Here is a 12,501-nt window from a genome sequence, read left to right on the forward strand (position 1 = left end):
CCCGAGCGCCATCACCCCACCCCCTGCAGGTGCGTGATCTCCGGGGTGCGGGTCCGGCCCACCTTGACCGCGATGACGTCGATGCGTACCTGCGCCCAGCTCCCGTCGCGGTCAGCCAGCCACAAACCTGCGAGCCGCCGCAGACGCCGCAGCTTCGGCGGTGTCACGGCCGCCAGCGGCCCGCCGAACTGCTCGCTGGTCCGCGTCTTGACCTCCACGAACACCAGCACCCGCGCATCCTCGGCGGCGGCCACCACATCCAATTCCCCGTACCGACACCGCCAGTTGCGGTCCAGAATCTCCCACCCGAGCCCGCGCAGATGATCCACCGCGAGCTGTTCTCCCAGCGCCCCGATCTCGGCGCGGCTGCCTGTCTTCGTCATGCCGCCCACACTGGCCCGGCTCGCCGACACACTCGCCCCTCGGCGGGCCGTTCATCCCCAGAGCCGAATCCATCCACAGACCCGGTTTCGCCGGCGTCAAAACCGGGGAACCGGAGACCACCGTCGGACCCGGAGGAACGCATGACCACCACACCTGCGAACGGTTCACTGCACGGCATCGCGCACCGCGCGACCGGCAATGACGCCTTCGAAAAGCTCGCACGCGCCGGGTTCGCCGCCAGCGGCGTGCTGCATCTGCTTGTCGCGTTCATCATCGCGCAACTGGCGTTCACTGGAGCCGGCGGAAACGCCGACCAGTCCGGCGCGCTGGCCACACTGGCCGCTCAGCCCTTCGGCAAGATCGTGCTGTGGGTCGCCGCGGCGGGCCTCGTCGCCCTCGGCCTGTGGCGTGTGGCCGAAGCGATCATGGGCGCCAAGCCTCGTGAGGGCGCAGGTCGCAAGGAGGACAACGCGGCCTGGAAGCGCGGCAAGTCCCTCGCGCTGGCCATCGTCAACTTCGCGATCGCGTTCTCGGCCGCCAAGTTCGCGATGGGCACCGGGCAGCAGAGCAGCCAGCAGAACTCGGGGATGTCGGCCCAGCTGATGCAATCGGGTGGCGGAAAGCTGCTCCTGATCGCGGTCGGCATCGGGGTGATCGCCGTCGGCGGATACCACGTCTACAAGGGCGCCTCGGAGAAGTTCCTCGAGGAGCTGACCGTCTCGGGCGGACGCCTGGTCACGGCCACCGGCGTCGCCGGTTACGTCGCCAAGGGCCTGGTACTCGGCGGTGCCGGCGTCCTCGTCGTCATCGCGACGCTGCAGGCCGACCCCGCCAAGGCGAGTGGTCTCGATGCCGCGGTCAAGACCCTGGGCCAGGCCCCGTTCGGCAAGTTCCTGCTGATCCTGGCCGCTCTCGGGATCGCCGCGTTCGGCGCCTACAGCTTCATCCGGGCCAAGTACAACCGCATGTGACCCAGTAAGGTCGCCCTTATGCGGCCGCTGATCGACCACCTGCGCCGGTTCGCAGACCGCACGGCCGTCCTGACCGAGACCACCGAGCTGACGTACGGCCAACTCGCCGACCGGGTCGAGGCGTGCGTACCGACATTGGGAGAACGGCGAGCCCTCGTCCTGCTCGAAGTCGACAACGACATCGACACGCTCACGCACTATCTGGCGGCATTGGCCGCGGGCCATGTGGTGCTGCCGGTGCCCGCCGGAGGCGACACCTCCGCGCTGACCGCCACCTATCGACCCGACGTCGTCGTCGACCGCACCGGCGTCCGCCCTGTCGATACGGGCGGCCACGTGCTGCATCCACACCTGATGCTGCTGATGTCGACATCCGGCAGCACGGGTTCTCCGAAGCTCGTCCGCCTCTCCCGCACCAACGTCGCAGCGAACGCACGCGCCATCGCCGACTACCTCGGCATCGTCGAGACGGACCGGGCCGCAACGACGTTGCCGATGTCGTACTGCTACGGCCTGTCGGTGGTGCACAGCCATCTGCTCGTCGGCGCCGCACTGATCCTGACCGACCGCTCGGTGTCGGAGCAGCAGTTCTGGGACCTGTTCGTCGCGCACCGCGCCACCACGTTCGCCGGTGTCCCCTACACGTTCGAACTCCTCGACCGCGTGGGCTTTTCGCACATGAAGCTGCCACATTTGCGCTATGTCACCCAGGCCGGTGGTCCGATGCCGCCCGAACGTGTGCGACGCTACGCCGCACTCGGGGAGCGCCGCGGCTGGGAACTCTTCGTGATGTACGGCGCAACCGAGGCCACCGCCCGAATGGCTTATCTGCCACCACACCTGGCGCAAGCACACCCGCAGGCCATCGGCGTCGCGATCCCGGGTGCGAGCCTGACCATCGAACCGCTCGACGGGTGGCCCGACGACGAGTCCGGCGAACTCGTCTTCCGTGGGCCGAACGTGATGATGGGCTACGCCGAGCACATCGACGACCTGGCCGACGGCCCCACCTTGCAGGAGCTGCGCACCGGCGATGTCGCCCGCCGCTGCGGACCCGATCTCATCGAGATCGTCGGTCGGACAAGTCGATTCGCCAAGTTCTTCGGGCTGCGCATCGATCTGCAGCGGCTCGAGCGGACGCTGGCCGGGCACGGCGTGACCGCCCTGTGCACCGATGCCCACGAGCGACTCGTGGTCGTCGCCGAAGGCCCCCACAGTCCGGCCGATGTGCGCCGGATCGTCGCCGACGCCGCCAATGTTCCCGTCGGCGCTGTCGACGCGGTCGCGGTGCCCGAGTTGCCGCGGCTGCCATCGGGTAAACCCGACTACCCGAGGGCCCGCACCCTCGTGACCCCCCGCCCGGAGGCCGAACACGACCTCGCGGACATGTTCGCCGACGTGTTGCACCTGGACCCCTCCGACATCACCGACGACGCCACCTTCGTCGACCTGGGCGGCAATTCGCTGACCTACGTGACGATGTCGGTGCGGCTGGAGCGGATGCTCGGGCACCTGCCGGCCGACTGGCCGCGGCTACCGATCCGCGAACTCCGGCACCGGCCCGCGCCGCGGCAGCGGTGGTGGCGATCCTGGGGCAGCACCGTGGAGACCAGCGTGGCGTTGCGCGCGCTGGCGATCGTCCTCGTCGTCGCATCGCATGCCGAGCTCTTCGAGATGTGGGGTGGAGCGCACATCCTGCTCGGTATCGCCGGATACAACTTCGCCCGGTTCTGTCTGACCCCGCTGCCGCGGCGCCAGCGTGTGCGCCATCTGGGCTCCACCATCGGCTGGATCGCGCTACCCGCAGTCGCGTGGATCGCCGTGGCCCTGGTGGTGACCGATGACTATCACGCGTCGAACCTGTTGCTGGCCAACAAGTTCCTCGGCCCGCACGACAGCATGACCGCGGGACGGCTGTGGTTCGTCGAAGTGCTGGTGTGGACGTTGGCGGCGTTGGCCCTACTGCTGTGGCTACCCCTGGCTGACCGGGCGGAACGGAGGTTCCCCTTCGCGTTCGCTGCGGTGTTCCTCGCCGGCGGCATAGTGTTGCGTTACGACCTGCTGGGTTTCGGGCTGGGTCGGGATGCGTGGTTCACCGTGCTCGCGTTCTGGTTCTTCGCCGCCGGCTGGGCGGCTGCCAAGGCGAGCAGCAGCCTTCAGCGTCTGGCCGTGACCGTGGTGCTGATCGTCGGCGTGCACGGCTATTTCGGGAACACGGTGCGAGAGCTGCTCGTGACAGTGGGCCTGGTGCTGCTGATCTGGTTGCCCGCCGTCCGGTGTCCGGCGGTGGTGGCCGTCGCCGCGGGCGCGATCGCGGAGGCGTCGCTCTACATCTATCTGACGCACTTCCAGGTGTATCCGTTGTTCGGCAGTCACAAGCTCTACGGCGTGATCGCCTCCATCGTCATCGGCATCGCCCTGACCGCGGTGATCACCCAGACCCGCCATCGGTGGCGGGATCGCCGACTCACGAAGCAGAATCGGGCGCGGGTTCCCGCTCTGCGATGAGGCCCTCCTGGGTCAGCGTGGCGGCGATGTCCCCGTCGCAGCGGATCAACGACGCCGTCACCACACCCCGCCCCCGACCCGCCGCCGGCGAGCGACATTCGAGCAGATTCCATTCGTCGGCCCGCAGTTCGCGGTGAAACCACATCGACGAATCGGTGGTTCCGCTGCGGTGCCTACGTGAACGCATCGAATGCCCGTGGACCTGCAGCGCCGGATCGATCAGATAGACGTCGGTAACGTAGGCCGCGACCAGTGTGTGCAGCAGCGGGTCGTCACCGAGGTCCACGTCGGTGCGCCACCACAGGCGTCGGACGAACCCTTCACCCGCACCGGAGTCGACGATCCTGAGGTCGAGTTCGTCGAGTGGCATGGACGGTGCGGGGCCGGCAGGCCCGGTGCGCGGCAACGTCTCCGGGTCCGCACCCAGATCAACATGGCCGTGCTCCGGGCCGGGCAGCGGCGCGGCGAACGACACCGTCGCCGTCGTCAGCAGCCGCCCGTCCTGGGTGGCGTCCACGCGGCGGGAGGCCGCGGTGCGGCCGTCGAACACGCGGTGCACCCGGTAGTCCACCGTCGCGCCGGCGTCTCCGCCACGCAGGAACTGCAGATGCATCGCGGTGGGCGCCTTGGCCGCCTCGACGGTGCGCGCCGCGGCAGCCAGACTCTGCGCGACCAACTGACCGCCGTAGGCGCGCTTGCCCTCTGGACCGCTGGCCCGGCCCTGCCACACGTCCTCGTCGACGGGGGCGACGTCGAGCAGGTCCAGTAACCGGCTCACGCGAGCGCTCCTGCCGCGCGCAGGGCGTCGATCCGCCTGGCATCGAGCCCGAGCCAGTCGCTGAGCACCGTCGCCGTGTCGTCGCCGAGCGCCGGCGCGACGTCCGGCGGTGGGTACCAGCCGTCAATCGCCATCGGAACACCCGTGGCGGCGAACCGCCCGATACGTGGCTGCTCGAGAGTGGTGAACAGTGGGTTGGCGGTGACACGTTCCGAGGCGGCCGCCTCGGCGAACGTGCGGTAGCGCTCCCACAGCACCGAGGTGCGCCCCAGCGCCGCTGCGATCTCGTCCCCGGTGTGGCGGGCGAACCACCCGGCGAACAGGGCGCTCAACGCGTCCCGGTGCGTGTAGCGCTGCCCCTCGTCAGTGAAGTCGGCACCCAGCGAATCAGCGAGTGCTGCAACATCTTCGGCGGTATCGGTGAGTGCGGTGAGGTCGCGGAAGTGCCGGTTGGTCAGCGCCACGACCATGAACGCGGAGCCGTCGCTGCCGGTGAAATCGCGACCGTAGGTGCCGTACACGGCATTCCCGATGCGCTCTCTCGTCGTGCCGCCGACCATCGCCTCGGTGAGCAGGCTGAGATTGCTGGCCGTGGCCAGCGCGACGTTCTCCAGCGGGATCGTGACGTGCTGACCGTCGCCTGTCGCGTCGCGGTGGCGCAGCGCGGTCACCACCGCCAGCGCGGCGTACAGTCCGCAGCTGACATCCCAGGCCGGTAGCACGTGGTTGACCGGAGCTGCAGAATCCGGTGCACCCGTGACGAGCGGGAAACCGATGCCGGCGTTGACCGTGTAGTCCACACCCGTGCCGCCGTCGGCGCGTCCGGACACCTCCACCTGGATGAGGTCGGGTCGCCGTTCGCGCAGTGTCGGATGGGAGTGCCAGGGCCGACCCGTGACGTTGGTGAGGAACACGCCGCTGTCGGCGATCAGCCGGGTCACGATGTCTTGCCCTGCGTCGGAACGCATGTCGACGGTCAGCGAGCGCTTGTTCTTGTTCAGACCGGCCCAGTAGATGCTCTCCCCCGCGTCGGTCAGCGGCCAGCGGTGGTAGTCCGCGGCCCCGCCGATCGGGTCGATCCTCACCACCTCGGCGCCCAGCTGCGCCAACGTCATTCCTGCCAGCGGTACCGCGACGAAGCTGGAGATCTCGACGATCCGCACCCCGGCCAGTGGTCGTGTCGGGTCAACAGTGACAGTCACGGCGCCAAGTGTAGGGATCGCTCAGATCAGCTCGATCGCCTCCGCGATCGACGGCAGCACCCGGCTCGGGCGGAAGGGGTAGCGCTCGACGTCCTCGATCGTCGTCGAGCCCGTGAGCACCAGGATGGTCTCCAGTCCCGCCTCGATGCCGGCCACGACGTCGGTGTCCATCCGGTCGCCGACCATCACCGTGTTCTCCGAGTGCGCCTCGATCTGATTCAGCGCGCTGCGGAACATCATCGGGTTGGGTTTACCGACGAAGTAGGGCTCCCGGCCGGTTGCCTTGGTGATCATCGCGGCCACCGAGCCCGTGGCCGGCAGCGGCCCCTCGGCCGACGGACCGCTGACGTCGGGGTTGGTCGCGATGAACCGCGCGCCGCCGAGGATGAGCCGCACCGCTTTGGTGATCGCTTCGAACGAGTAGGTGCGGGTCTCGCCGAGCACCACGAAGTCGGGCTCGACGTCGGTCATCGTGTACCCGGCTTCGTGCAACGCGGTGGTCAGGCCCGCCTCGCCGATGACGTAGGCCGAGCCGGCGGGCAGCTGGTCGGCCAGGAAGGTGGCGGTCGCGAGCGCGGACGTCCAGATCGCGGATTCCGGCACGATCAGACCGGAGCGGGCCAACCGGGCGGCGAGGTCGCGCGGGGTGAAGATCGAGTTGTTGGTCAAGACCAGGAATGGCCGCTCGCGGTCGGCGAGCGTCTGCAGGAATTCCGCGGCCCCGGGGAGGGCATGCTCCTCCCGGACCAGGACGCCATCCATGTCGGTCAGCCAGCACTGCGGTGCGGAGCGCATGTCCCCAGTCTGTCAGTTGGCCGCGGCTACTGGCGAGGTCTCAGCGGCGACGGCGCGCCAGCCCTGGTAGCACGCCGGCCAGATCGCGGTAGGTGCCGGTGTCGAGGACCGCCGGCCACGTGCTGCGACCGCCGCGATGCTCCCGCTCCAGCCGATTGCCCAACCACCGCAGGCTCATCGGCACGGCGAAGGGGTACAGCAGCAGGTGCTCGGCCAGCGGATCGCGGTGATAGCGCACCGTGGCGCCACCCTCGGTGTAGCGGCGCACCAGACCGTCGACGTCACCGACGTCGACGATGCGGTCGTGCACACCCTGGATCACCAGGACCGGCATGCTCGGGATCGCCTGGCCGAGCCGCGTCATGTCGAAGATGTAGCGCAACTCGGGGAGGGCGAACAGCTCGTCGAAGGTGAGGTCGACGTAGTCGGCGATGTCCTTGTTGCGCAGCCGGTGGATCGCCGAGCCTGTCGACATCCCCTCGATCTCGCTCAGCAGCACCTTGCCCTCGGCGGTCGCGTGCTTGTCGACCACTGCGCGCGCCTCCGGGAACACGTGCACCAGCGAGGCGATCATCAGGGCGGCCAGACCCGCCCACCGTGTCGAGTTCAGCCGTCGCGCAACGTTTTCGGGATCGACGACGGGTGAGCCCATGACGGCGCCGGCCACGTCGAGTTCGGGGGCGTAGTCCGCGGCCGCCTCGGCGGCCCAACCGGTGGCCAGCCCCCCACCCGAGTATCCCCACATCGCCATCCGGGCGTCCGGGGACAGGCCGAGCGGCTCGTGAGAGACAGCCGCCCGGAGCCCGTCGAGCACGCGGAAACCCGCCTCGTACGGAGCGCCCCACATCCCCTGCAACCCCTCGTGATCGGGGATGGAGACTGCCCACCCGCGCGCGAGGGCCGCGGCGACGAACAGGAACTCGGCCTGCACCGATGCCCCGACCAGCTGCGAACCGAGGCGCAGCGCGTACGACGGGAAGCAGTGCGCGGCGACGGCGTCGATGGCGCACTGATAGGACAGCAGCGGGCAGGTTCTCGGATCCCGGCCCCTCGGCACCACGACCGTGGTGACCGCGGCCTCGGGGTTGCCGTGTGCGTCGGTGCTGCGATACATGAGCTGGGTCGCGGCGCCACGGCGGATTCGGCCGAAGAACGCCAGCTGCACCCGTCGCGACCGGACGACCGTGCCCGGCGGCATGTCGGCGAGGCCAGGTGGCGGAGCGTAGAAGGGGTCATCACCCGGCTGGGGCACCGACGTCGAGCCCACACGGCCCGCTGCTGAGTCCTGCCCTGCGTCCACGCTCCGATGTACCCCTACTCCGGAAGCCGCAGCTCCGGCTTGTCGACCTCTTCGATGTTGACGTCCTTGAAGGTGATGACCCGGACCTGCTTCACGAACCGAGCGGGCCGGTACATGTCCCATACCCACGCATCACCGAGGCGCAACTCGAAGTACACCTCACCGTCGGCGTTGCGGGGCACCATCTCGACACTGTTGGCCAGGTAGAACCGACGCTCGGTCTCCACGACGTAACTGAACTGCCCGACGATGTCCTTGTACTCGCGGTAGAGCGAGAGCTCCATCTCGGTTTCGTACTTCTCGAGATCTTCGGCACTCATCGGCTCAGCTGTCCTTCGCGTAGGTCATACATCTCCGAGTCCACTGAACCCAGTGGACTCATCCTGTCAAAATCGTTCGCGCTCTGCCCCGCGGGTTCCCCCAGGACGAGTCGTCTCACATTGATGAACGAGTAGCGGTGCTGGGCCGACGGCCCCAGTGCGGCCAGCGCCGCACTGTGCGCCCGCGTGCTGTAGCCCTTGTGCTCGGCGAAACCGTAACCGGGGTACTCGTCGTCCATCGCGACCATCAGCCGGTCGCGACTCACCTTGGCCAGCACGCTCGCCGCGGCGATGCACGCTGCCGCAGCGTCCCCGCCGATCACCGGCAACGACGACGCCGGCAGACCCGGCACCCGGAAGCCGTCACTCAACACGTATCCGGGCCGCACCGGAAGGCCGGCCACCGCCCTCCGCATCCCCTCGATGTTCGCCACGTGGACGCCGCGGCGGTCCACTTCGGTCGAGTCGATGAACACGACATGGTAGGCCACCGCATACCGCTTGATCAGCGGGAAGAGCCGCTCACGCTCGGCTTCGCCGAGCTTCTTGGAATCGTCGAGCGCTGCGAGGCTCGCCATCCTGTTGGGTCCGAGCACACAGGCGGCCACCACCAGCGGACCGGCGCACGCACCTCGGCCCACCTCGTCGACGCCGGCCACCGGGCCGAGACCGGCCCGGTACAGAGCAGATTCCAAGGTGCGCAGACCAGAGGACCTGCGGATCACCATCCTCGGAGGCCACGCCGGCACTGTCGAGCCTCCCGCTAGCTCTGCGGATCCACCGAGCTCACGCCGCCCCACCGTGACGGCGGCCAGGCGATGAAGCGGGCCTTGCCGATCACGTTCTCGACGGGGATCGTTCCCGCCACCGGGTCGCCGGTGCACAGGATGCCGCGCTGCACGTCCGCCGGCTGGTTCGAGCAATGCGCGCGCGAGTCCGCCGAGTGGGTCCGGTTGTCGCCCATCACCCACAGCCGGCCGTCGGGTACCTTGACCGGCCCGAATTCGTTGCCCAGGCACGGATAGATCGCCGGGTCGGCGTTCATGGTGTTCGGGTCGAGATAGGGCTCGTTGAGTTTCTTGCCGTCGACGGTCAGCCCGGTGGTCACCCGGCATTCGACGGTCTGGCCACCGACCGCGATGATCCGCTTGACCAGGTCGTTCTCGTCCGGCGGCACGAAGCCGATGAAGGACAGCGCATTCTGCACGGTGCGGATGGCCGGATTCTCGGACCGGATCGACTTGTAGCCGATGCTCCAGTTGGGCGGGCCCTTGAAGACGATGACGTCACCGGGTTCCGGTTGGGAGAACCGGTAGGTGAGCTTGTCGACCATGATGCGGTCGCCGACGCAGCCGTTGCAGCCGTGCAGCGTCGGCTCCATCGATTCCGAGGGAATCAGATAGGGACGCGCGATGAACGTCAACATGACGTAGTAGAGAACGATCGCGACGGTGACCAGGATCGCGGCTTCGCGCAGCGCTCCCCGCTTCTTCTTCTCCGGCTTGTCCTCAGTCGACTCCGGCGTGTCCAGCGTCTCGTCGGCGGACGTGTCGTCGGTCTCGGGGGTGTCCCTGGGTCCGGTCACGAGATCAGAGTAGCCAGAGCCGGCAGGGCACCGCGCCGATCACGGTCCGAGCGAAGCGGTGTCAGCGCTTCTCCTTGATCTTGGCCTTCTTGCCGCGCAGCTCGCGCAGGTAGTAGAGCTTGGCCCGGCGCACGTCACCGCGGGTGACGACGTCGATGTGGTCGATGTTGGGCGAGTGCACCGGGAAGGTGCGCTCCACGCCGACGCCGTAGCTCTCCTTGCGGACGGTGAACGTCTCGCGGATGCCACCGTTCTGGCGCCGCAGGACGACACCCTTGAAGACCTGGATGCGCTCCTTGGAGCCCTCGATGACCTTCACATGGACGTTGACGGTGTCACCGGGACCGAAATTCGGCACGTCGTCGCGCAGCGACGCCTGGTCGACGAAATCCAGCGTGTTCATCGGTCACACTTCCTCGGTGTCGGCGGCTGCTGGCGGCGTCGCGGTGACGCGCGCAGAGCCTGGTGGTTCGGGCGTCTGGGGCCTGTCGTGCAGCGGGGCGCGGAGTACCGGCCGTGCACAGACAACTGCTCGATTGTGCCAGACGGAGTCCCGATCTCCGAAATCGGCGCCATGTTCGGTGGGCGGGCCGACGATGAGGCCGGCTCCGTGCCCGATGACGAGGCGTTGACAGGATGGTGACCCGGCCGTGGCGGTCGGCTTGGCAACAGATGCCCAGCGGGTACACAGCCGTTACCCTGGACGGCATCGGGTGTGCCGAGCGCCGACCCGTTCCAGGCATCAGGGTAGGGCCACACTCGGGAGGATGAGCGATGCGACCGCGGCCGTGGCGGCTGGCCAAGACCGCAGCTGGCCTGGGCGTGGTCACAGTAGCCCTGGGCGGTTGCCAGGCAGAGTTGTACGGATCCCGGCCGCACCCGGACGGCCCGCAACTGACGGTGATCGCCCCGGCGGGCGCCGACGTAGCGCTTCCCGCGCAGCCCGTCGATCGACCCGCCCCGACGTTTCGCGGACTCGCCGACCGTGAACGCCAGGCCACGGCCACGGCGGCAGCTGACGGCGCGGAGATCACCGCGGCAGTGCTCGACCGCAACACCGGCGAATTGGTGACCAACGGCAACGACCGCCCGATGGCCATCGCCTCCGTGGTGAAACTCTTCATCGCCGACGACCTGCTCCTACAGGTGGCCAAGGGGCAGACCACACTCTCGGCGGACGATCGCGACCTGCTCGACGTCATGCTGCGGTCCTCTGACGACAGCGCGGCAGAGGTGTTCTGGAATCGCAGCGGCGGCAGCGCGATCATCACTCGGGTCGTCGCCCGGTACGGACTCACCTCCACGCGCCCACCCACCAACGGCAGGTGGTTCAACACCACGAGTACGGCCACCGATCTGGTGCACTACTACGACAAGCTGCTTGCCGGTACGGGCGGGCTGCCCGGCGAGCAAGCGAGCGTCATCCTCTCGAACCTCGCCGCATCGACGCCGACCGCTCCCGACGGGATGGTGCCCGGTGGGGTGTATCCGCAGCGGTTCGGGATACCCGAGGGGCTGCCGGGCGACCCGGTCGCGGTCAAGCAGGGCTGGATGTGCTGTGTGAACGCGGATTGGATGCACTTGTCCACCGGTGTGATCGGTCGGGACCGGCGCTATGTGATGGCCATCGGCTCGATGCAGCCCAGCGACGCCGCCACCGCCCGCAAGACCATCACCGACGCGGTCCGCACGATGTTTCCGGACGGCCGCATATGACCACCTCGAGGAGAGACATGCAGACTCGCCCCCGGCGGCGGTCCGCCGTGACCGCGTCCCTGCTGTGTGCCGCTGTGCTCGTGGTCGGCGGCTGCCAGGCGCAGGCGCCCCGATCCGAGCGCACCCAGTCCTCGGCGGTGGCGCCGCAGAGCAATTCGGTGCCGCTGCCGGCCGCGCCGCCGGCCCCACCGTCGGCTGGGCTCGGCGGCCTCGACGCACGCATGCAGGAGGCCACCGCCGACGCGTCCTCTACGGGTGCCGACATCAAGGCAGTCGTGTTGGACCGGACCACCGGACAGTTGGTGTCCAACGGCGACAATCAACCGTTCCCGATCGCTTCGGTGGTGAAGTTGTTCATCGCCGACGACCTGCTGCTGCAGGTGGCGCAGGGGAAGACGACCCTCTCCCCCGGCGACCGGCAGAGCCTCGACATCATGCTCCGCTCGTCGGATGACAGTGCCGCACAGAACTTTTGGGACCGCAGCGGCGGCAACACGATCATCGGACGCGTGGTGGCCCGATATGGGCTGACCGGCACGACCGCGCCGTACAACGGCCACTGGGACGTGACGCAGAGCACGGCGGCCGACCTGGTGCAGTACTACGCCAAGCTGCTCGACGGCAGCGGCGGGTTGCCCCGCGAGCAGGCCGAGGTGATCCTCGGCGACCTCGCGCAATCCACTCCGACGGGCACCGACGGATATCCGCAGCGCTTCGGCATCCCCGAGGGCCTCTACGCCGAGCCGGTCGCCGTCAAGCAGGGCTGGTTCTGCTGCTGGAACGGCGGCAACCAACTCCACGTGTCGACCGGGGTGATCGGCGCAGACCAGCGCTACGTGATGGCCATCGGCTCGCTGGACCCGACCAGTGAGGCGGGCGCACGCGCCGACATCACCCAGGCTGTCAAGACGATGTTCCCCGGCGGCCGGATCTAGGCCGGTC

13 protein-coding genes are annotated in these 12,501 nt (G+C 68.6%); 4 read left to right on the forward strand and 9 right to left on the reverse strand.

The annotated features are described in order from the left end of the window. Positions 1 to 11 precede the first annotated feature (11 nt). Positions 12 to 383, reverse strand: a complete 372-nt coding sequence (locus DMB80_RS03345; protein WP_111508703.1) for a YraN family protein — start codon at positions 381 to 383, stop codon at positions 12 to 14. A gap of 141 nt (positions 384 to 524) precedes the next feature. Between DMB80_RS03345 and DMB80_RS03350 the strand changes: the two genes are divergently transcribed. Further along, positions 525 to 1,355 (forward strand): DUF1206 domain-containing protein, encoded by an 831-nt coding sequence (locus tag DMB80_RS03350; RefSeq protein WP_111508550.1) that lies wholly within the window; start codon positions 525 to 527, stop codon positions 1,353 to 1,355. Between the two features lie 18 nt (positions 1,356 to 1,373). Then, positions 1,374 to 3,863 carry a non-ribosomal peptide synthetase gene (locus DMB80_RS03355; protein ID WP_111508551.1) on the forward strand — a complete coding sequence of 830 codons (2,490 nt, stop codon included), beginning with the start codon at positions 1,374 to 1,376 and terminating at the stop codon, positions 3,861 to 3,863. On the opposite strand, the gene DMB80_RS03360 is transcribed toward DMB80_RS03355, so the two are convergent. From DMB80_RS03360 to rplS, 8 genes are all read right to left on the reverse strand, one after another. Then, positions 3,823 to 4,641 carry an acyl-CoA thioesterase gene (locus tag DMB80_RS03360; protein WP_111508552.1) on the reverse strand — a complete coding sequence of 273 codons (819 nt, stop codon included), beginning with the start codon at positions 4,639 to 4,641 and terminating at the stop codon, positions 3,823 to 3,825. The genes DMB80_RS03355 and DMB80_RS03360 overlap by 41 nt on opposite strands. Beyond that, positions 4,638 to 5,843, reverse strand: coding sequence for a CoA transferase (locus DMB80_RS03365; protein WP_111508553.1), 1,206 nt, complete (start codon positions 5,841 to 5,843; stop codon positions 4,638 to 4,640). The genes DMB80_RS03360 and DMB80_RS03365 overlap by 4 nt, the downstream gene beginning before the upstream one ends. Before the next feature lie 21 nt (positions 5,844 to 5,864). Then, on the reverse strand, positions 5,865 to 6,638 hold the full coding sequence (locus DMB80_RS03370) for an HAD-IIA family hydrolase (RefSeq protein WP_046363438.1): 774 nt from the start codon (positions 6,636 to 6,638) through the stop codon (positions 5,865 to 5,867). Between the two features lie 40 nt (positions 6,639 to 6,678). Then, a complete protein-coding gene (locus tag DMB80_RS03375; protein WP_240430986.1) occupies positions 6,679 to 7,905 on the reverse strand; it encodes a lipase family protein in 1,227 nt (408 codons plus the stop codon). A gap of 47 nt (positions 7,906 to 7,952) precedes the next feature. After that, positions 7,953 to 8,258, reverse strand: coding sequence for a DUF2469 domain-containing protein (locus DMB80_RS03380; RefSeq protein ID WP_043407609.1), 306 nt, complete (start codon positions 8,256 to 8,258; stop codon positions 7,953 to 7,955). Beyond that, entirely contained in the window at positions 8,255 to 8,986 is a 732-nt protein-coding gene (locus tag DMB80_RS03385) for a ribonuclease HII (RefSeq protein WP_240430987.1), read from the reverse strand. The genes DMB80_RS03380 and DMB80_RS03385 overlap by 4 nt, the downstream gene beginning before the upstream one ends. A gap of 35 nt (positions 8,987 to 9,021) precedes the next feature. After that, positions 9,022 to 9,789: a signal peptidase I gene (gene lepB / locus DMB80_RS03390; protein WP_240430995.1), complete on the reverse strand. Its 768-nt coding sequence runs from the start codon at positions 9,787 to 9,789 to the stop codon at positions 9,022 to 9,024. A 115-nt stretch (positions 9,790 to 9,904) separates the two neighbouring features. After that, positions 9,905 to 10,246 (reverse strand): 50S ribosomal protein L19, encoded by a 342-nt coding sequence (gene rplS, locus DMB80_RS03395; protein ID WP_046363434.1) that lies wholly within the window; start codon positions 10,244 to 10,246, stop codon positions 9,905 to 9,907. Positions 10,247 to 10,617: 371 nt separating this feature from the next. On the opposite strand from rplS, the gene DMB80_RS03400 reads away from it, so the two are divergent. Further along, a complete protein-coding gene (locus tag DMB80_RS03400) occupies positions 10,618 to 11,559 on the forward strand; it encodes a serine hydrolase (protein ID WP_111508557.1) in 942 nt (313 codons plus the stop codon). A gap of 17 nt (positions 11,560 to 11,576) precedes the next feature. Next, positions 11,577 to 12,494 (forward strand): serine hydrolase, encoded by a 918-nt coding sequence (locus DMB80_RS03405; protein ID WP_111508558.1) that lies wholly within the window; start codon positions 11,577 to 11,579, stop codon positions 12,492 to 12,494. Positions 12,495 to 12,501 lie beyond the last annotated feature (7 nt).

It is taken from the genome of Mycobacterium kyogaense (genome assembly GCF_003254575.1).
GTDB lineage: Bacteria > Actinomycetota > Actinomycetes > Mycobacteriales > Mycobacteriaceae > Mycobacterium > Mycobacterium kyogaense.